The organism is Paenibacillus ihuae, from assembly GCF_001368795.1.
GTDB classification, from domain to species: domain Bacteria; phylum Bacillota; class Bacilli; order Paenibacillales; family Paenibacillaceae; genus Paenibacillus_AQ; species Paenibacillus_AQ ihuae.
Window position 1 is genome coordinate 2,300,039 of sequence record NZ_LN831198.1, and the last position, 19,922, is coordinate 2,319,960.

The 19,922-nt window shown below is 46.8% G+C and carries 22 protein-coding genes, 1 pseudogene and 1 other annotated feature; of the genes and pseudogenes, 18 read left to right on the forward strand and 5 right to left on the reverse strand.

What is annotated here, in order from left to right:
* A pseudogene (locus AQR02_RS10380) lies at window positions 1-364 on the reverse strand (hypothetical protein); the annotation flags it as partial.
* 391 nt (window positions 365-755) lie between these two features.
* Here AQR02_RS10380 and AQR02_RS10385 point away from each other — a divergent pair.
* From AQR02_RS10385 to AQR02_RS10415, 7 genes are all read left to right on the forward strand, one after another.
* A complete protein-coding gene (locus AQR02_RS10385) occupies window positions 756-1,112 on the forward strand; it encodes a hypothetical protein (protein WP_054940498.1) in 357 nt (118 codons plus the stop codon).
* A gap of 45 nt (window positions 1,113-1,157) precedes the next feature.
* Window positions 1,158-1,428, forward strand: a binding site (T-box leader).
* A 63-nt stretch (window positions 1,429-1,491) separates the two neighbouring features.
* On the forward strand, window positions 1,492-3,090 hold the full coding sequence (gene lysS, locus AQR02_RS10390; protein ID WP_054940499.1) for a lysine--tRNA ligase: 1,599 nt from the start codon (window positions 1,492-1,494) through the stop codon (window positions 3,088-3,090).
* A gap of 27 nt (window positions 3,091-3,117) precedes the next feature.
* Window positions 3,118-3,837, forward strand: coding sequence for a YebC/PmpR family DNA-binding transcriptional regulator (locus AQR02_RS10395; protein ID WP_054942064.1), 720 nt, complete (start codon window positions 3,118-3,120; stop codon window positions 3,835-3,837).
* A 71-nt stretch (window positions 3,838-3,908) separates the two neighbouring features.
* Window positions 3,909-4,088 carry a hypothetical protein gene (locus AQR02_RS10400; RefSeq protein WP_054940500.1) on the forward strand — a complete coding sequence of 60 codons (180 nt, stop codon included), beginning with the start codon at window positions 3,909-3,911 and terminating at the stop codon, window positions 4,086-4,088.
* A gap of 97 nt (window positions 4,089-4,185) precedes the next feature.
* Window positions 4,186-4,950: a TSUP family transporter gene (locus tag AQR02_RS10405; protein ID WP_054940501.1), complete on the forward strand. Its 765-nt coding sequence runs from the start codon at window positions 4,186-4,188 to the stop codon at window positions 4,948-4,950.
* 26 nt (window positions 4,951-4,976) lie between these two features.
* Window positions 4,977-5,429, forward strand: coding sequence for a GNAT family N-acetyltransferase (locus AQR02_RS10410; protein ID WP_245237294.1), 453 nt, complete (start codon window positions 4,977-4,979; stop codon window positions 5,427-5,429).
* On the forward strand, window positions 5,422-6,591 hold the full coding sequence (locus tag AQR02_RS10415) for an alanyl-tRNA editing protein (RefSeq protein WP_054940503.1): 1,170 nt from the start codon (window positions 5,422-5,424) through the stop codon (window positions 6,589-6,591). The genes AQR02_RS10410 and AQR02_RS10415 overlap by 8 nt, the downstream gene beginning before the upstream one ends.
* 147 nt (window positions 6,592-6,738) lie before the next feature.
* On the opposite strand, the gene AQR02_RS10420 is transcribed toward AQR02_RS10415, so the two are convergent.
* Complete coding sequence (locus AQR02_RS10420) at window positions 6,739-6,942, reverse strand: TOBE domain-containing protein (RefSeq protein ID WP_054940504.1); 204 nt, start codon at window positions 6,940-6,942, stop codon at window positions 6,739-6,741.
* A gap of 501 nt (window positions 6,943-7,443) precedes the next feature.
* Here AQR02_RS10420 and AQR02_RS10425 point away from each other — a divergent pair.
* A complete protein-coding gene (locus AQR02_RS10425) occupies window positions 7,444-8,112 on the forward strand; it encodes a PDZ domain-containing protein (protein ID WP_159067734.1) in 669 nt (222 codons plus the stop codon).
* A gap of 219 nt (window positions 8,113-8,331) precedes the next feature.
* Here AQR02_RS10425 and AQR02_RS10430 read toward each other — a convergent pair whose 3' ends face one another.
* Window positions 8,332-9,144 (reverse strand): class I SAM-dependent methyltransferase, encoded by an 813-nt coding sequence (locus AQR02_RS10430; protein ID WP_054940506.1) that lies wholly within the window; start codon window positions 9,142-9,144, stop codon window positions 8,332-8,334.
* Between the two features lie 307 nt (window positions 9,145-9,451).
* Here AQR02_RS10430 and AQR02_RS10435 point away from each other — a divergent pair, with 307 nt between their 5' ends.
* The 9 genes from AQR02_RS10435 to AQR02_RS10475 all read left to right on the forward strand — a co-directional run bounded on the left by AQR02_RS10435 (window position 9,452) and on the right by AQR02_RS10475 (window position 16,762).
* Window positions 9,452-9,925 carry a MerR family transcriptional regulator gene (locus AQR02_RS10435; protein WP_054940507.1) on the forward strand — a complete coding sequence of 158 codons (474 nt, stop codon included), beginning with the start codon at window positions 9,452-9,454 and terminating at the stop codon, window positions 9,923-9,925.
* Entirely contained in the window at window positions 9,909-10,346 is a 438-nt protein-coding gene (locus AQR02_RS10440) for a hypothetical protein (RefSeq protein WP_187388773.1), read from the forward strand. The genes AQR02_RS10435 and AQR02_RS10440 overlap by 17 nt, the downstream gene beginning before the upstream one ends.
* 160 nt (window positions 10,347-10,506) lie before the next feature.
* On the forward strand, window positions 10,507-11,262 hold the full coding sequence (locus AQR02_RS10445; protein WP_054940508.1) for a class I SAM-dependent methyltransferase: 756 nt from the start codon (window positions 10,507-10,509) through the stop codon (window positions 11,260-11,262).
* A gap of 193 nt (window positions 11,263-11,455) precedes the next feature.
* Window positions 11,456-12,439: an aldo/keto reductase gene (locus tag AQR02_RS10450; protein WP_054940509.1), complete on the forward strand. Its 984-nt coding sequence runs from the start codon at window positions 11,456-11,458 to the stop codon at window positions 12,437-12,439.
* A gap of 9 nt (window positions 12,440-12,448) precedes the next feature.
* Window positions 12,449-14,413 carry a GTP-binding protein gene (locus AQR02_RS10455; RefSeq protein WP_054940510.1) on the forward strand — a complete coding sequence of 655 codons (1,965 nt, stop codon included), beginning with the start codon at window positions 12,449-12,451 and terminating at the stop codon, window positions 14,411-14,413.
* A gap of 103 nt (window positions 14,414-14,516) precedes the next feature.
* On the forward strand, window positions 14,517-14,915 hold the full coding sequence (locus tag AQR02_RS10460) for an NUDIX hydrolase (protein WP_054940511.1): 399 nt from the start codon (window positions 14,517-14,519) through the stop codon (window positions 14,913-14,915).
* 166 nt (window positions 14,916-15,081) lie between these two features.
* Window positions 15,082-15,507, forward strand: coding sequence for a DMT family transporter (locus tag AQR02_RS10465; protein ID WP_054940512.1), 426 nt, complete (start codon window positions 15,082-15,084; stop codon window positions 15,505-15,507).
* 26 nt (window positions 15,508-15,533) lie between these two features.
* Entirely contained in the window at window positions 15,534-16,232 is a 699-nt protein-coding gene (locus AQR02_RS10470) for a Crp/Fnr family transcriptional regulator (RefSeq protein WP_054940513.1), read from the forward strand.
* Between the two features lie 29 nt (window positions 16,233-16,261).
* Window positions 16,262-16,762, forward strand: a complete 501-nt coding sequence (locus AQR02_RS10475) for a DMT family transporter (RefSeq protein WP_054940514.1) — start codon at window positions 16,262-16,264, stop codon at window positions 16,760-16,762.
* A gap of 82 nt (window positions 16,763-16,844) precedes the next feature.
* Here AQR02_RS10475 and AQR02_RS10480 read toward each other — a convergent pair whose 3' ends face one another.
* Window positions 16,845-17,891 carry an anthranilate phosphoribosyltransferase gene (locus AQR02_RS10480; protein ID WP_054940515.1) on the reverse strand — a complete coding sequence of 349 codons (1,047 nt, stop codon included), beginning with the start codon at window positions 17,889-17,891 and terminating at the stop codon, window positions 16,845-16,847.
* A gap of 12 nt (window positions 17,892-17,903) precedes the next feature.
* Window positions 17,904-18,500, reverse strand: a complete 597-nt coding sequence (locus tag AQR02_RS10485) for an ANTAR domain-containing response regulator (RefSeq protein ID WP_054940516.1) — start codon at window positions 18,498-18,500, stop codon at window positions 17,904-17,906.
* Window positions 18,501-18,832: 332 nt separating this feature from the next.
* Between AQR02_RS10485 and AQR02_RS31225 the strand changes: the two genes are divergently transcribed.
* A partial coding sequence (locus AQR02_RS31225; protein WP_148449149.1) for an FAD-dependent oxidoreductase occupies window positions 18,833-19,922 on the forward strand: 1,090 nt, incomplete at its 3' end.

Consider the following 19,922-nt stretch of genomic DNA (forward strand, 5'->3'; position numbering starts at 1 on the left):
CTTCAGTGCCTCTCGCATTTACTCTTCGTTCCTCGAAACATATTGCATCTGGCGCAATTACTACAAAACCTGCACAAGCAAGCTTGCTTCCAAAATCTTGTAATGGGTCACCAACCAATCCGCAAACTTCACTTTTACCCCAATTCCGTTGACTATGGTGTTGATGATTAACCAAAACTGCTGGAAACGGAGCTTTACCTTTTGGAATAAGCAGGAAGGCAGGTATGATACGTCCGTTTACTTCATATTCAATTATATTTCTTCTATAAGCATCACAATCAATAACTGAATTGCGAATAAATTTTATTCTATCCGGTATTTGTGCAAGACCGATAATTTCGGACATTCTACCAATTGTACTCATTTTTTCACCTTTTCTGTTGTCTACTCGGCATCGATAGGCAATATACTTCTGTAAATATAAGATCGAGAATATCGCTTTCCATGTAAAAGTCTTGTCGGGCGTAAATTTCATCTAACTCTGAAGTCTCGCGCAATATAATAACAAACAAGGCGAAAGTAACCACCATAGCCAGTATCAAAAAGAATAAGGAGGTATTTTCCCGCGATGCATTAGTTAAATAACACCTTTTATGACTATGTTTAAGTTAGTCTAGCAGAAAGAGGAATTGCTGAATATAAGATATATTCCGGTTAATGTACTTCTGAACTCTTCGCTTTTAAAAACAATCTGCATGGCAATCTTTATTTACATAAACTCCCAAATGAAGTATGGTTCTAGCAGGGGGGATGACATGGAACCGTTTGTTGAAGAGCATGCTGTTCGCAATACTAAGACTAGAAAATTCAGAAATGTTCTTATCGTGGTTGGCTTATTGCTGGTGGCACTTGCTGTATTGAATCCGACTAGAGAGGACTTTTCCGAATTTGCTGCGGACAACTTGCATGACAAGCTGGGGAACTGGTTGCCGGGCGGGGCTACAGATTTGCTGGCCAGACCACTGCTGAACTCGATTGCTGAAAGAGATAATTATATTTTGTTCTCTGTTTACAGTATCCCGGACATCAAAGACGGTAAAACATTTATCACAGATATCCAGGCGGAGAAAAGGTACTTAGGACTATTCAAAAGATTCTTCTTCGAACTTTAACTTGAAAAGCCTGGACATCCATGTTTAAATAATCTTAATTGTATACGAAAAGCGATGACGAGAAGAGTACTTAAGATAACGTTGTTCCCAGAGAGCTCCAGGGTGGTGAGATGGAGCAGCAATGTGCTTAACGAATAAAGTCTCTGAGCTGCATACGGAATTGGGCAAGGAAATATAGCTCAAGGATGGTATGACGGGATCTCCCGTTACAGAGATAGGGTATAAGCGTAATGGCCGTACCTGAAGAGGCGGGCCTGGCAACATGTCCGTGAACAGAGGTGGTACCACGACGCTATTCATAGCTCTCGTCCTCAAGATAACAATCTTGAGGGCGGGAGCTTTTTTGCTTTTCCAATACTAATGACAGAGGAGCGTTAACATGCATTGGGCACAAAAATACGCAAACGATTTAATCCAAAACCATCCTGAGCGCCAGACCTTTGTATGCGCATCAGGGATCAGCCCGTCGGGTTCTGTGCATATCGGGAACTTTCGCGAGATCGTCACCACATACTTGGTCACGCAGGCATTGAAGAAATCCGGTAAAGAAGTACGTTTCATTTTCTCTTGGGATGATTTCGACCGGTTCCGCAAGGTTCCTGCACAGCTTGATCCTTCTTATGAACAATATATCGGCTTGCCTTATACCAAGGTGCCTTGTCCCTGCGGAAGTCATGTCTCCTATGCGGAGCATTATGAGCAGGAATTTGAACAGGCTTTGGCTGCCTTCGGGATTGTTCCCGAGTTCATTTATCAGAGCCGTGAGTATCAATCGCTCCGGTATAATCCGGCTATTCTGCACGCACTGCGCAATAGAGCAGAAATTTACGACATCCTGATGATGTTCAAAACCGGAAAAGCAACGGAGGAGGCCCGGGCGGCCTTTTATCCGGTACAAGTATACTGTGAGCGCTGCGGGAAGGATACAACAAGTGTCCATGCTTTTGATGAAGACTCAGAGAACATAATCTATAGCTGCAAATGCGGCTGTTATAATACGCTGTACGTTCCAGAGGCGGCGAATATCAAACTACACTGGAAAATCGACTGGCCGATGCGCTGGGGAATGGAGCAGGTCGTGTTCGAGCCGGGAGGCCGGGACCACTCCTCTGAAACGGGCAGCTATAATGTCGCCAAGGTGATCTCGGAGAGAATCTTCGGGAATCAGCAGCCGTATTACGTGCCTTATGAATTCATCAGCATCAAAGGCAGCCATGCCAAAATGTCCAGCTCTTCCGGCCATAATTACACGCCTGCCGATCTGCTGGAGGTGTATGGGCCGGAGCCGGTCATGTTCCTGTTTGCCAAATATCATCCGAATACCGCTTTTAGAATTGGGCTTGATGAGGATGTTCTGCGTAATTACACGGAGTTCGAAAGATACCGCAAAGCATATGACGCCGGAACGCTGACTGACCATGATTTACGCACAGCCATGGAGCTGTCACTTAAGCAGGATACCGAACCTCATGCACCAAGCTTTAGTCAGGTATCCAGTCTGCTGCCGCTGATCAATTTTGACAGCAAAGTCCTGCAGGAGCTGCTCCGGCAAGGCGGTGAGGATTACTCCGAGGAGATCATTCAGCAAACGGCAGCACGGGCCGGGCATTGGATCAGACAGTTTGTTCCACAAAGATTAGTCACGGTGAACGAAAGTCAGGATAGGGCTTTGTATAATACACTTGAAGCTGCTGAGCAGGAGTGGATTAACGCTTTTTGCGGCTTGTTGAGAGAAGAAGAATTAGAGGAAGAAGAGTTCATGAGACGAGTTTACGCCATTTGTCACCATGATGACAAAAAGATGATGAGAAGCAATCAGAAACGCCTGTTTGCCTTGATATATCAGCTTGTTCTGCATCAGTCAGAAGGCCCGCGGATTCCCGCACTGATCCAGGCTGTAGGAACGGAACGTCTGCTCAGTCTGCTGGACTTTACGGGATCGTCCCGGGAGAGGTATAATAGAACGGACTGTTTATAATTAATGTTGGAAAGTGAGCGGAACACTATGGGTCGTAAATGGAATAATATTAAAGAAAAGAAAGCATCCAAGGATGCCAATACTAGTAAGATCTATGCCAAGTTTGGTGTTGAGATTTATGTAGCAGCCAAGAAAGGCGAGCCGGATCCGGAGTCGAACCGTGCACTTAAGGTCGTTCTGGAACGTGCCAAAACGTATAATGTACCTAAAGCTATCATCGACCGTGCGCTGGAGAAAGCGAAAGGCAGCGGCGACGAAAACTATGTTGAGCTGCGTTATGAAGGCTTCGGTCCAAGCGGTTCGATGATCATCATCGATGCATTGACCAATAATGTGAACCGTACAGCTCCGCTTGTGCGTTCCGCATTCAGCAAAAACGGCGGAAACATGGGCGTCAGCGGTTCGGTAACGTATATGTTTGACACCACGGCTGTTATCGGACTTGAAGGCAAATCTGCCGAAGAAGTTATGGAGCTGCTGATCGAAGCGGACGTAGATGTGCGCGATGTGCTGGAAGAGGATGAAGCGGTTATCGTGTATGCAGAGCCTGACCAGTTCCATGCGGTTCAGGAAGTTCTGCGCGGAGCCGGTATCACTGACTTCACCGTTGCTGAGCTGACTATGCTGCCTCAGAACTATGTAACCCTTCCGGAAGATGCCGAAGCCCAATTCGAGAAGCTGATCGACGCTCTGGAAGAACTTGATGATGTACAGCAGGTATATCACAATGTCGATTCCGAAGAATAGAGAGAATAATCCGGGCTGCGGATTGCCACAATAAGCTGAACCATTAAGTTTACACTTAAGGAGGCAGCACAGTGACAAATGACTATAAACCGGACAAGAACCTGATCAACACCGTTGAGGAGCTGGACCAAACGCCGGTTACCAGCCAGCAGGCCCAGCAAATGGAGCAGAAGAAGCTCGATGTCCGCAAGGAAGCTCTAATGGATGATAAGACGACTTATAAGAAGAATGAACAGAACACTTATAAGTGACACTTCCGCTATAAAGGGAGTAAGAGAGCGGCAGGAGATGATCCTGCTGCTTTTTTATTGAGGCGGGAAAATACATAGCAGGAGGATTTAAGTAAGCATGGACCATATAAGTACAGGAATGATCATCGTTTTGGTGGTTTGCGGATTTTTGGCCGGATTCATAGATTCTGTTGTAGGGGGCGGAGGGCTGATCTCGATTCCGGCCCTGCTGTCCGCAGGCATTCCCCTTCATCTGCTGCTGGGCAGCAACAAATTGGCCGGTACAATGTGTTCGTTTACAAGCACCGCTTCGTTTGTTCGTTCCGGGAAAATCAACTTTCAGCTGCTGAAGCTGCTCATTCCCTTTTCAATTATTGGGGCAGTGGCAGGCTCATTTACTGTCAGGCAGGTACCCTCGGAGTTTCTGAAGCCGCTTGTCATAGTTATGCTGGTTGTAATTACGATCTATACCTTATTCAAAAAATCATGGGGGGATGTGTCCACCTTCTCCGGCAGCAGCAAAAAAACACGTCTGATTGGCATTATTGTGGCGCTTGTTATCGGGTTTTATGACGGATTTTTTGGTCCGGGCACCGGATCGTTTCTGATCTTTGCTTTTCTGATGCTGGGCTTTGAGTTTGTAACTGCCGCCGGCAATGCCAAGGTTCTGAATTTTGCCAGCAATATCTCCAGTCTGCTCACGTTTATCGCGCTTGGTTCTGTCAGCTTTTATTATGGTCTGCTGCTGGGTGTACCTATGGTGGCTGGTGCGATTATCGGCTCGAAGGTAGCGATCCGTAAGGGAGCCGGATACATCCGGCCGCTCTTTATTACAGTGACTGTGATCTTGATCGGCAAGCAAATTTGGGATACGATTCACTAAAGACACACTCTTGCTGAGGTGATGGATTGAAGATCACGTTAATACATAAGGAAGCGGCCTGGCAGCTAAGACACGAAGTCATGTGGCCGGAGCGTGAGCTGGACTACGTGAAGCTGGAGGATGACGATGCCGGGTTACATTTCGGGCTCTTCGAAGGTGAACAGCTGTTATCAGTAATCTCTCTATTTATTGATGGTAACGAAGCTCAATTCCGCAAATTTGCTACCCTGGAATCACAGCAAGGCAAAGGGTATGGGAGCAGACTGCTGCAGCATGTGCTGAACCAAGCGGAAAGCTCTGGTGTGAAGCGGATTTATTGTAATGCCAGAAGCCATAAAGCAGCCTTTTATCAGAGGTTCGGATTGGCTGTTACAGACCGGACTTTCAATAAAGGCGGGAAAGACTATATTATTATGGAACGTTTCTTCGGTGCATCCGAAGAGGGAGAGAGAAACGGAGTGAAACAGATTAATGACTAATAAGTTATATTACGAATCCGCATATATTAAGGAATGGAAGACTGAAGTCAGCCGTATCGTGGAGAGGGAGGACGGGCTCTACCTGATTTTAAAAGACACAGCATTCTATCCGCACGGCGGCGGACAACCCTGTGATACCGGATTTATTGATGACATTCCTGTGCTGGATGTTATTTTGGAGGAGGAAGAAGTACTCCATAAGGTTGAGAGCCTGCCTGCCGGGCCAGGGGTAAGCTGCCGGATCGATTGGGAGAGAAGATTGGATCACATGCAGCAGCACAGCGGCCAGCATTTGTTGTCCGCGATGTTCCTTGAGCGATGCCAGGCAATGACCTTGAGCTTCCACCTGGGGAGCGATTATGCGACGATCGATATCGAGCTTCCGGAGCTGTCTATGGAACGGATGCATGAGGTTGAGGCAGAGGTTAACCGGCAAATCTATCTGAACCGCAGCATCACCAGTTATATAGTCAGTGAGGAAGAATTGGCCCGCCTGCCGCTGGTGAAGCAGCCCAAAGTAACGGAGAACATCCGGATTGTGGAGATCGAAGGGGTCGAGTATAACGCCTGCGGAGGAACTCATGTCTCCTCTACAGGGGCTATCGGCATGATTAAGCTGCTGAGATCTGAGAAGCAGAAGGGCAATATCCGTGTTACCTTTAAGTGTGGAGGGCGTGCCCTGGAGGAATTCAATACTTATGCCCGTATCCTTAGCGCCTTGTCCGTGAAGTTTAATACCGGCAAGGATGAAATTGTGGACCGGATTGAGAAGTGGGAGCAGGAGCAGAAGCTGCTTCTGGCGGAGCTCACGGCCCTTAAAGAGCAGAATGACTTCTATACTGCGGCCGAACTGTTGGCATCACAGGAGCCTGGCAGCGCAATGGTTGCGCAGATTTTTGAACAGAGATCGCTTAAAGATCTGCAGAGTCTGGCGGTTAAGCTGACAGCGCTCACGGACTTGCCGGTGCTGCTGTTGTCAGCTGCCGAGAATAAAGTGGTGTATGCACATAGCGGAAATGCCGGGCTGTCCTGCGGAGGCTTTTTCAAAGCCAACTTAGGGGAGTTCCAGGGAAAAGGCGGGGGCAGTGACAAGATGGCTCAGGCAGGCTTTCCTACCTGGGAGCAGGCCTTGGCATTCTATGAATTTGCAAAACGTCAATAGCAGCTGATAGTATAGCATCAATCCATGGATATTCTGATTCATAATCCATAGTGCAATTTACTGATCAGTTATGCTGGACTTAACATAAAATAACCTGAACCCTTTTAGACGAAGGTTCAGGTTATTTTTCACCATGCTCTTCTAGTATTATGCCATCAATAATACGGAGGATGCCTTAATGACTGCGGTCACAGTGGAGCCTTCTTTAAGCTCCAAATCGTGCAGAGCCTCTACAGAAATAATAGAGGTAAGCTTTTGTCCGCCGGTGTCCACAAGGACCTTAGCATTTACTTGTCCCTCTTCGATGGAGACGATGGTGCCCTCAAACTGGTTTCTGGCGCTGATCTTCATTATTCATCCTTCCTTTCAACCTGCATAGTGTATAATCTATATTGTATTTCTGGATGTGATGACCTGAAGTGCTGAGTTGGATACTACTAAACAATACTAGATATATCTAAACATCACAATACAAATTTAATGCAAAATGTTGAGGGGAAAAGCTAAGTTAATGGATAAATATAATTTATTAGAATCTGAACCATCAAAAGACAATCTGTTTCAAGGTGACTTCGGTTTCACCATTAACTTTCCGATACTTATTACATCAACTGTTCTTTTGTTATTGGTGACGGGTGCTCTACTGTATTTCTTCTTTAAAAAAAGAAAAGTATGAAGGGTCAAATCTGCATTAATCATTCGACGGGCAGGATAGTAGCTAGCATAAAAAGAAATGTGGTAGTAATTCAAACAAACTTATAACATCAGCTAACAACGTACTTTTCACTTCTCGAGCCTGACTTCTTTGGTCTGCGAGGGGCATTGCAGGGAACGTAATCATCAGAAAACCTTGTGCTGGGTAAGTCTGGTGGACCCAGTGCTAATGCTCTAAATGCTAGTGAGTGTTTGAGAATACAAGAACGAAAGATGAAACAGATAATAAGTGGAGGCAAGAAATCCATGAAGATAAATTCACTATTATTTTTATTAATTATTCTGCTCACAGGATGCTCACAAAGTAATGTACAAAATCAAGATATTAAACCATTAACAGCTGAAGACTTTTATGTTGTTTACAAAGGTATAACAATTAATGACAACTATAATATTGAAAATATATATAATGATCTGAGTTATTCAGAAGATGATATCGAGAATAATTATGGATTAGTAAGTCAAGGTCCTGAAAATGGATACCGGCGTTGGGTGTTAAGTTATCCTAATAAGGAAGAACCTCAAATAAAAATATCAATAATGGGCGGTTCCTTAGAACCAAGTGAAGGGGATTATATTGCTGGAATTGATTTAAACCATGCTGCCACCTCAAGAGGGATCATGGTTGGGTCTAAATATGAGGAGATAATAGAAACCTATGGAATACCAAATTTAGAGAATAAAGAAAGCGTGACCTATACTAAAAATAATAAAAAAATAATTTTTAATATAAACACGAACAAAGAGGTAACTGAAATTATGATTGACTATAATATGGAAAAAGCAAACAAAGACCAAGGATTTTAGTATTTTAGGAAAACATAAACATCACTAACACATTGCACTTAACGCTGCGGACCGAAACTAGCAGGTAAGCAAATTCAACCGTATACACCGCACCACCTAACCGCATCGCGGCCGATCCTTTCGTGATCTTAAGATGGTGGTGCGTCGTGAATACAACAAATGGTTTTAAGAACATCAATGATCATGAAAAGTTTCTAGTCATGATTAAGCCACTGGATACTATAGTTTTCTTGCTTTGACTACAAAAGTAACAGGCAGCATCTTTGCTTTTTTGGCAAAATCACTGTTATCGTCCCGCGATTGCATAAGGTCATCATCTGATTCCTCAATTAATTGCTCAAGGACAAATCCCGCTTTTGCGAGTGCATTCAAATAGGTCGATAGTTTACGGTCCGACAAGGTTAGGGTACCTTCATCAAGCGATACCGTATACCAGGATTCATCGAAATAAGACTTTTTAAAAGTAAGCGTATTATTGTCTGCAACAACACATTTGTGTATAGGATGAGACCAGCTGAATATAAAGACGCCGTCTTTTTTCAGATAAGAAGCGATCCGGTTAAAGGTACCCTCAAGGTTGGTGGTCCAGCCTATGGCATAAACCGAATAAACGAAGTCAAAATAATTCTCCGGAATCCCACATTCATCTTCCATGGGAGAACAGATCAAGTGGGCTGAATGACCGCGGGACGTCAAAAGTTGCGATGTCTTTTCGATTTGTTTTGCTGATATATCGGTACCCCATAGTTCAGATGCTTCGCGTTCCCCCATGTATAGCAGGGACTGCCCGCTTCCACAGCCTATTTCCAGCACCTTTGTTCCTGAAACATCGCCAAAAAGCTGGCACTTCTCTTCGGAAACATAGGCTCCATACAAAGGAAGCGCGGTAGCTCCTAAGATTTCATTTCCTTTTGTATCCCAAAAGATGCTGTTTGTTTTATGTATAGAATGTTTGTCCATCTCGACCGTAATAGCGCTGCCAACTGCGCCAGCACCTATAATATTTGTTCGATAAACCGATTTCTTGTCCATGCCGGTACCATCTCCCATTATTAATTATATGAGGCTGAGCGCATATTCCGATAATACGAACACCCGCTCTGTTGCTGCCTTGATAATGTACCATTTATCCACGAACAAATCTACCTAAAATATTCCATGCTACGTCCATTTGTTCTCGTATGAGATGACCGGCCATCCTGTGGCAATGGTAACTGCTTGCAGTATGATATTCAGTAAAGTAAACCTTTCAGGAGCAATTTGATAAACATGTTAGAACAAGAGACCTTAATAGAAAATGACTTGACATTGGAGTTTACTCCAATGTTATTTTGAATTCATGGAAAAACTTTACTCTATACAAGATGTTTCGCTGATACTTGGAATCCCTAAGGATACCCTAAGGTACTATGACCGTATTGGAATCGTATCGCCATCAAGGGACGACAATCGGTACCGCAGGTATTCGAAGAACGACCTTATCGACTTAATGAATATTCAAATCATGCAGTATGCAGACTTCTCTCTTGAGGAAATTAAGGGGAAATTCGGGTTTCACAGGCTGGAGAATTCAGATCCTATTTATTTACAGGAGGTTGCTGCATTCTTCGATGCCAAGAATGCAGTAATTCGCGAGAAGATTGCCCATTTAGAAAAGGTCTGTCATTTGCTCGATGCAGCAGCCGAAACGCTGAGGGACTTTACTCTTGAAAATGATCAGCACTTGAAAGAGGTCGTTAGGGAGATGTATCAGCCTAGTCGAGAGAAGAAGCCGGGATTATCAGAGGAGGAATGTCATGGACATCAAGATTAGGAATTTTTATTATCTCATTGCTGGCGTTCTTGCGATTCTATTTGCCGCTACGCATGCATGGAACGGGTACTCCGCTGTGTTGCCGTCGCTCAACGTAAATGAGATAGCCATGGATACCCGAATAATATTCATGTATGTCTGGCACATCATCACGGCAGAAAATCTTGTCTTCGGTATCGTTTTTATTTTAATGTCTTTCCAAAGTGAGCAATTGAAAATCCGGTTCTCTGCTTGGACGATCGTGGCGATCCTGATTGTTCGCCTTCTGGTCATTCTGGGGATAACAGCATTTTACGACATTTCGGCACTTACTGATTCGTTTATCGATTCGATTGCCATCGTAATCTACGTCGTTTTCATCATACTAGGCATAAAAACGAAGCGTATCAATTCCAGTGATGGTAAGCGGTCTTTTTATTGACCAAAAATGCATCACAGGAACCGCGCCAAACTATGCATGTTCTTGTCCTAGAAGGATAATGGAATAAACAGGAAGGGATTCTAAGATAAAGAGAGAAAAGTAGAGTAATGAAGTTTACTTCACTTAATGAAACTAATGAAAAACGGGAGAGTGGCGAAAGATGAACAATAGAGAGAGGTTTTCGAACCGGGTCGATTCGTATTTGAAATACCGCCCGAGCTATCCGAAAGAGGCTATTGATTATTTGTACGACTTCGTCGGTTTGCGATCGAACAGTAAAATAGCAGACATCGGTTCAGGTACAGGGATCTTTGCAAAGCTGCTTCTCGAACGCGGAAGCTATGTGACCGCAATCGAGCCGAATCAGGCAATGCGGGTAGCCGCCGAGCACATGCTCGCAGACAAACCGAACTTTCAGACTAGTTCAGGGTCAGCAGAATCCACAGGGTTATCGGATCAGTCCGTTGATTTTATTGTATGCGCACAGGCTTTTCACTGGTTTGATCGCTTAGCAGCACAGACCGAGTTCCGCAAAATTCTAAAACCGGGGGGTAGAGTAATACTACTCTGGAATTCCCGACTTACAAACGGTACCCCATTTCGTGAGGAATACGATCAACTGCTTTATACATACGGAACTGACTACGAGAAGGTTAATCATAAAAATATTTCTCAGACGAAGCTTCTCTCGTTTTTCAAGGAAGGTACGATGCAAGAAGTTCGATTCAGAATGAGTCAGGAGTTCGATTTCGAGGGCTTAAAAGGCCGGCTGCTATCATCTTCCTACAGTCCTGTACCCGGGCATCCGAATTACGATCCAATGATGACGGAGCTGGGAAAACTTTTTGACAGGAATAATCAGGATGGTGTTGTTCCATTCGATTATGAAACTGAGATTTATTGGGGAGAAGTATAGGTGAGCTCCGATAATTGAAAATCATAATTATTTTGTTTCAGACGGAAATATTCGAAAAGACCTTGACTTAGAGTGGACTGTAAGACGTACACTACTATTAAGTCTATTCCGATTCAGAAAGCAATAAGTTGATGAAAGCGATAACAATGCGACAATGTGAATTAACAAATCTAAAACTCCGGGAGGCAATCATATGAATTACCGCAAGCTTGGAAATACCGGATTATCCGTCAGTGAAGTCAGCTTTGGCACTTGGGCCATTGGCGGCGACTGGGGGACAAGCCGTGACGAGGATGGACTGAAAGGGCTCTCACTCGCTATTGAACAAGGCGTGAATTTCTTCGACACTGCAGATGTTTACGGTTCAGGACATGCTGAAGAGCTGCTGGCCAAGGCTACCAAAGGTAAAGAAGAGCAAATACATATTGCCACGAAGTTTTGCCGTGCCGGCGATATTCATGATCCTGAAACTTACTCGAAGCGAACGGTTAGTGAGTATGCTGAACAAAGCCTGCGCCGACTGCAGCGTGAGGCGATTGATCTGTATCAGATCCATTGCCCGCCGATTGAGATTTTGCAGGATGGAAGCGTATTTGCAGTGCTGGATCAACTAAAAGCCGAGGGCAAAATCCGCCATTACGGCGTCAGTGTGGAAACGATTGAAGAGGGGCTGCTATGTCTGGAGTATCCGGGTGTAGAATCACTCCAGGTTATCTTTAACCTGTTCCGCCAGCAGCCTGCGCTTGAACTGCTGCCGCGGGCAGAAGCTCAGGGTACCGGGATTCTGGTTCGTCTGCCCCTTGCCAGCGGGCTGCTTACCGGGAAGTTTGGGATGAACAGCACCTTCCAGCCGAATGATCACCGCAGCTTCAATGCGAACGGTGAGCAGTTCAATGTCGGGGAGACCTTTGCCGGTCTGCCGTTCCTCAAGGGCGTGGAGCTGGCCTCCCAATTGGAGTGGATCAGTGAAGGGCGGGGCAATATGGCAAGAGCGTCGATGCGCTGGATTCTTGATCATTCTGCTGTAAGCTGCATCATACCAGGCTTTAAGAATGAAGCTCAGGTAACTGATAATCTGGCGGCGGGGGAAGTACCATCCTTCACAGCTGAAGAAATGCAGCGTTTGAGCCGGTTTTACAGTAGTGATGTAGCTCCACACATCCGCGGGGGTGTATAAGCGCAAGTTATGCCAAGAAATACAACCATTGGTCTGCTTGCTCATGTCGATGCGGGAAAAACAACCTTTGCAGAGCAATTGCTCTACCATACGGAGGCGATCCGCAGCCGGGGGCGGGTGGACCATAAAGATACTTTTTTAGATACGCATGACATTGAAAAAGCGCGCGGGATCACGGTATTTGCCGATCAGGCTGAATTTAGCATAGGAGATTCACGTTACTTTTTGCTGGACACGCCGGGTCATGTCGATTTCTCGCCGGAGATGGAGCGCGCGCTCCAAATTCTGGACTATGCCGTGGTCATTGTAAGCGCCGTTGAGGGAGTAGAAGGCCACACAGAAACGGTATGGCAGCTGCTTCGGCGGCATGACATACCGACTTTCTTTTTTATCAACAAAACTGACCGTACGGGCGCCGATCCGCAGCGGGTACTAGCCGAAATCCGCCAACAGCTTAGCAGAGATGCCGTTATGCTGCCTGACCTGGAAGCTGCCGGAGCAGGAGAAGAGCTACAGGCATTTATGGCGGAACGAGATGAACAGCTGTTCGAGGCTTATCTCGACGGAAGCCTGAGTGATTCTGCATGGCAGGAAGAACTCCTCACAATGGTCAAACAAAATAAGATCTTCCCGTGTATGGCGGGTTCTGCGCTGCTGGATATAGGTATGGACAGCTTTCTCCGAAATCTCGAAGCATTAACAAGTACCGGATATGATCACCGTCTGCCTTTTGCCGGGAGGGTCTATAAGATCCGTCATGATGAGAGAGGTACACGGATTACCTATATTAAAGCGCTGCAAGGCGTGCTTAAAGCAAGAGAGGAACTTACTAACGGCCGTGCCGGGGAAGTGATCACAGAGCGGATTACCAGGATCCACAAAATTTATGGGGCAAAGACAGCTCCTGCTGATTGGGGGGCTGCCGGTGAGCTGTTTGCAGTTACGGGGCTGACAGCCGCTATGCCGGGCGAAGGTGTCGGGGCGCTGCAGGATCATCTGAGCAGTGAGCTGATGCCTACTTTGAAAGCTAAAGTGAATTTTGCGCCGCCGGTCCATCTTAAAGAAGTGCTTCATGCCTTTCAGCAGCTGGGTGCGGAAGACCCGTCACTCAATGTCAGCTGGGATGAAGCGCTGCAGGAGCTGCATATTCATGTCATGGGACAAATCCAGCTGGAGATTCTGGAGCAGATCCTGCGCGAACGGTTCAATATTCCGGTTTCCTTCGGCGATCCGGAAATTCTGTATCTGGAGACGATCAACAATACGGTCTACGGCTGCGGCCATTTTGAGCCGCTAGGACATTATGCAGAGGTGATTCTTAAGCTTGAACCCGGTGAACGCGGCAGCGGAATCTCTGTTTATAATCAGTGTCATCCGGATGACTTATCTGTCGGCTACCAGCACCAGATTGTGCAGGTTCTCCAGGATAACGGCCATCACGGCCTGCTTACCGGATCACCGCTGACCGATCTTCGCATCACCCTGCTGAACGGAAGAGCCCACAATAAGCATACTTCCGGCGGGGATTTCCGGGAAGCAGCTTTCCGCGCCTTACGCCAAGGGCTGGAGCAGGCGGAGAATATACTGTTGGAGCCGGTCTATGGCCTCAAGATCAGGATAAATACCGATTATGTGGGCAAAGTAATGGCAGATATCCAGCAGGCAAGCGGGAGCTTTACCGCACCTGAAATAACAGAGCAGACTGCTATTATTACCGGTACAGTACCTGTTGCGACATTCATGAACTATTCGGTCAGACTAGCCTCACTGACACAGGGGAAAGGTTCATTGTCCCTAAGGGTGGCCGGGTATCAGAACTGTCACCAGGCGGATAGTGTGATTGCACATAAACAATATGATAAAAATGCCGATCCGGCATATAGCTCAATTTCGATTTTTTGTGCGAAAGGACAAGCCTATTCGGTTCCCTGGGATGAAGCAGAGCGGCATATGCATGTCAAGCTGCAGCGGTAAATTCCGAAGTCCTGAATGAATCAGGACATATGTCCTTTCCTCAGCTCCTGATGTTGCTTTACTCTTACATTAGAGCAAAGCCAAGATTCGGAGGGGGATTTCCATGATTGCAATGATAGACAAGATCGCTTGGATTCACCTTGTGGAGGGTAAAGTATTAACTGCACGTTCCCATGGCAAAGATACCTATTATTTTCCCGGCGGCAAGCGTGAAGCCGGTGAAACCGATAACGAGACCTTAATCCGCGAAATTGAAGAGGAATTAACGGTCCATATTCAGCCGGACACCATTCAGCTGTTCGGCAAATTTGCCGCAGAGGCACACGGTAAAGAGGCAGGGGTACAGGTCCAAATGACCTGTCTGACTGCGGATTATAGCGGGACATTATCTCCGGCAGCGGAAATCGCTGAACTGGCCTGGCTAAGTTATAATGACAGGGACAAAGTTTCCGCTGTCAGCCGGCTTATTTTTGACCAATTGCATGAAATGAAGCTGCTCTAATTTGATGTAACCAGATATGGCCCGTTTCAGCCTGTTAAGGCTTGAGACGGGCTTTCGTTTACTTATGTGGCTGATCTGAAATTGTACTTTAGGACATATGTCCTTCACGGATTACGCAGGATGTCATTTAATTAAAGCAGAGAACACATAGAGGAGAGAGAAGCATATGAAAGGAATTATATTTGCCTTCATTGCAGGAGCTTGTATTACGCTGCAAGGGGTTGCGAACGCGCGAATCAGCCAGGATATCGGTACATGGCAGGCGGCGACTATAACCCAGCTTACCGGTTTCATTATGGCGCTGGCCATTCTGCTATTGGTGCGGGATGGTAAGAAACAGGGCTTAAGAAAAGTGAAACCCTTATATCTGACCGGAGGCGGACTGGCCGCATTCATTATTTTCAGTGAAGTTACAGCCATTCAGAACATTGGAGTTACTTTCAGTATATCAGCGCTGCTGATTGCTCAGCTGTTTCTGACCTTTCTGGTTGACATTAACGGATGGTTCGGGGTGGCTAAGCAAAAAATGCGGCTGCCGCAGTTCCTTGGCATCGGGATGATGATTGCCGGTGTCATTATTCTCAAATTCTGAGACGCAGCCGGAGGTGAAGCTCTGCGATGAAAGAAATTCAAGACCGCCAGCTGTTAGACTCCTATATGAAGGATCACCAGTTGGAAGCGATTTTTACCGGGCCCTTAGTTGAGCATTTATCGCTCTACAATTTTGATCAGGGCGAATGTATCTGTTCTAAAGGAGATCCGGCAGGAACGCTCTATATATTGGTTAAGGGTAAGCTGAAAATTTATACGACAACAGCCGAGGGCAGAACCTTGATTATCTGTTTTAAGATACCGCTTGAAGTGATTGGGGATGTTGAATATATTCAGGGGACTGAGATGCTCAACACCGTTGAGGCTGTATCCCCGGTGCACATGCTCGGCATCCCCTATGCCTGGCTGAAGAAATACGGCAAGGATAACCCCGCGCTGCTGCAGTTTTTGCTGGAGATTATCACGCAGAAGTTCTACCGTAAATCGGATTTTCTGAGCCTCAATCTGATGCATCCGGTGGAGGTGCGGCTGGCCAGTTACTTGCTGTCGATCAGCTTTGATGAATCAGATCCTTCCTTTACCGGTCAGCTTAAGACAATCAATCTGGTGGATACGGCCGATTTCATTGGCACCAGCTATAGACATTTGAACCGTGTATTGCAGAAGTTCTGCCGGGACGGACTTACCGAACGAAGCAAAGGGGTCATTTTAGTGAAAGACCGGAAGGGACTCAGTGCTATGGCCCGCCGCAATATTTATGAATAACATAACCGTTAACTAAGGAGTTTTGCAAAATGATACTTGGACTACTATTGGCTTTATTTGCGGGATCGCTGGTAAGCCTTCAGAATATTTTTAACAGTAAGGTGAATGAACATACGGGATCATGGACCACTACCACACTAGTCCTGGGCATGGGCTTCATCGCTTCCCTAATTATGGGGCTAATTACGCAAGGAGCAGGCATGTTCACACTGCAGCATATGCAGGCCTGGTATTGGTTCAGCGGCGTTATCGGTGTAGGAGTCGTAATCTGTCTCGTGCAGGCTACCAAGCTGCTGGGTGCTACTTATGCGATTTCCATTGTACTGACCTCTCAGCTAGGATTCGCGCTGTTATGGGATTCACTAGGGTGGCTGGGTCTGACCAAGGTTCCGTTCTCCCTTAATCAGCTGCTGGGTGTACTGGTCATCGTTGGCGGCATTCTGCTCTTCAAATTAGGCGGAGGCCATGAGGCTGAGCCTGAGGATAAAGTCAAGTCCGGCCAGCGGCGGCAGGCCCTGCATATGGACTAAAGAATCTTAACCTGAATAAGCCAGAGCCTCCTGAATTCCAGGTAGCTATGGCTTATATTTTTGTGTCATACGGCGCTTCCGGCTACACTTGTCCCAGCGAAGCTGCTTTGCTGCCGTGAAGCAGGCTTTTCCATTTCGCGTATACCGCCCAGGCCTCGCCATTATCGAGCAGATGCTTACAGGTGTACACGCCTTCTTCAATGGAATTCACCTTGCCGGCAAGAAAGAGTCTGGCTCCGCCATTTAGCAGGGTCTGGTTGTAAAAGGCCATGTGCCCGCCGCCTTGGAGAACCTCTTCCGCCGTTTGCAGCTGGCGCAGGGCCGTCCATTCCAGTTCAGGAACTTCCGTTTCAAGTCCAAGGGACTCCGGATCGATGATATCCAGCTGGGCCTGGCCGCCAGTTATGGTGTACACCCGGTTTGGACGGTCAATGTAGAGATCCTCGGAGCCTTCAACCCCCTGGACAATCAGTCCTTTTTGATACCCGAGCTTAATGATCAGTCTGGAGAGGCGGTCAAATACGGTATTATGATAAATCCCGAACACGATATAAGGGGAGCAGGAATAGTCAATCAGCTTCTCTGCGGTATTCAGGATGGTTCTCATTCCGATATCCTCTCTTAGCGGGCGGAGCGCACCGAGCGGGGGACACCAGTCTTCAGCTTTGGCGAAGAGTACACCGCTGCCGGCTGCCGCTTCAATGGCATCCCCCGGTGTCAGCCTGGAAATATCTATGCCGGATTCCTGAATCATATCCTGTAAGGTAACGCCCCATTTTGGCGGAAGTGAAGCTGTACCATGCAGGGTAACCGGCACACCTGCAGCGGATAGCAGAAAAGCTGTTGGAAAAGTTGCGATGAAGGAATGCTTCCGCCCGTCATAAGGTCCTGCGCAATCGAGTCCCTGCAGCACCGGTTCACGGCGGGCAAGCTTACGGCAGACGGCCACAAAAGCTTCCAGCTCTTCAATACTCTCCAGCTTGATCCGTTCAGCGATCAAAAAGGCTCCGATCTGCACAGGAGAGGCCGTCTGCCCCAGGATCGCTTCTGCTGCAACGAGCGCTTCTTCGTAGCTCAAATCCCGCGCGCCGCGTTTGCCTCTGGCGACTTCTTTTAGAATATTAATCATGTCGGATTCTCCTTAAGTTTGATCCTGCAGCAGCTGATAGACTTTGACGATGGAAGTGGCTACATCCACCATACGTTTACGTTCGTTCATCGCCTGCTTACGCAAAAGGTCGTAGGCTTCGGATTCACTGATGTTTTTGGCTTTGGACAGAATGCCCTTGGCCATATCGATCCATTTGCGTTCCTCGATCCGCGCAAGCAGCTGTTCCTTCTCTTTCAGCCACTGATGACGCTCGAAGCACTGTCTGGAGCTGAAATGAAGAATCCAATGGATCTCCTGGGCCAGCATAGAAGGGGAGAGAATACCATCCACCATAATATCATCTCCACAGGCAGATACGGATAAGTTTGCGGTAGATGAGGTGCACCACCAGAGAACCGGGGCGATTTTGTGCCGGATAAGCTTTTCTCTCCAGAGATTAATCTCGGTAATCGGCATATTCAGAATGAAGGCGTCAATATCCCGGATCATTCCTACAGCCTGCTCCTGGTCAGTGGCTACTCCGACCACATACCCGCAGGACTTAAGAATGCCGTCCGGACTCTGTGCTGAGCGCGCCTCTATGTCGTTCTCTGTTTTGCCGTTATGAATCAAGAGCAGGGAATGCATAGCGTGACGCTCCTTTTAGATCGTAATGATCGAGGCATAATAGCTGAAGTATACCGCCAATTGATTGGATGTTATATTATATAACACAAAATACATTGTTTTGTCGATGGATTTAATAATTTAAAATTTATATGTCATAATTATTGACGTTTAGCGAGGTGCTGTAGTATAGTCGATTTAACAAATTCATTATTACGGCGAGTACAACGATGTATTCGGTCGAAGCGGCAATGGCGCCTGCTCTCACAATATCGCAACGGTAAAACTATTTTTCCGGGCGGGGTGAAGCGGGCTATTTCTGTTGTCTACATGGAGAGGGGAGAGAGAGACATATGTCTACTTTACGCAAAAAACTGGTCATGGTCGGCAATGGAATGGCGGGGGTAAGAGCGATCGAGCATTTATTGAAATTAGCCCCGGAAGCTTATGAAATTACAATATTCGGTGCAGAACCGCATCCCAATTATAACCGGATTATGCTGTCCTCTGTCCTTGCAGGCGGAGCTTCTATGAACGATATTATCATCAATGATCTGGAGTGGTACCACAGTAATGGCATCCGGCTTTATACAGGACATACTGTAACTTCCATCGATACCCGCTTAAAAAAAGTGTACACGGATAAAGGCATTGAAGCCAGTTATGATGAGCTGATCCTGGCCACTGGTTCTAATCCGTTCATGCTGCCGCTGCCTGGAGCTGAAAAGGAGGGTGTGATCGCATTCCGTGACATTAAGGACACCCAAATTATGCAGGAGACAGCGAAGACCCACCGGAAAGCACTGGTGATCGGCGGCGGGCTGCTGGGACTGGAGGCGGCCAGAGGGCTTTTGCATCTGGGGATGGAGGTATCTGTTGTCCATATCCATGAATATATTATGGAACGCCAATTGGATGAAGCAGCATCCGTGATGCTCCGCAAAGAGCTGGAAGAGCAGGGGATGAAGTTCCTTCTGAAGAAGCAGTCAGAAGCCATCCTCGGCAAAAAGAGAGTGAAGGGCCTGCTGTTTGCCGACGGAGAAGTTGCAGAAGCGGACCTGATTGTAATGGCCGTGGGCATTAAACCGAATGTAGAACTGGCCCGCAAAAGCGGAATTGAGATCAACCGCGGCATTATCGTGAATGACTATATGGAAACTAACACTCCCGGCGTGTATTCCGTAGGGGAATGTGCAGAGCACCGGGGGATCGCATATGGGCTGGTTGCTCCATTATATGAACAAGGAGCTGTTCTCGCCAAAAGACTGGCGGGGGTACAGACCGAAGGCTACGCGGGTTCCATCACCTCAACCAAGCTGAAGGTTTCCGGGGTGGATGTATTCTCAGCAGGCCAGTTTACCGAACAGCCCGGTTCCAGGGCGCTCCGCTACCAGGATGAGATCGAAGGAGTCTATAAGAAGCTGGTGATTAAGGATGACAAGC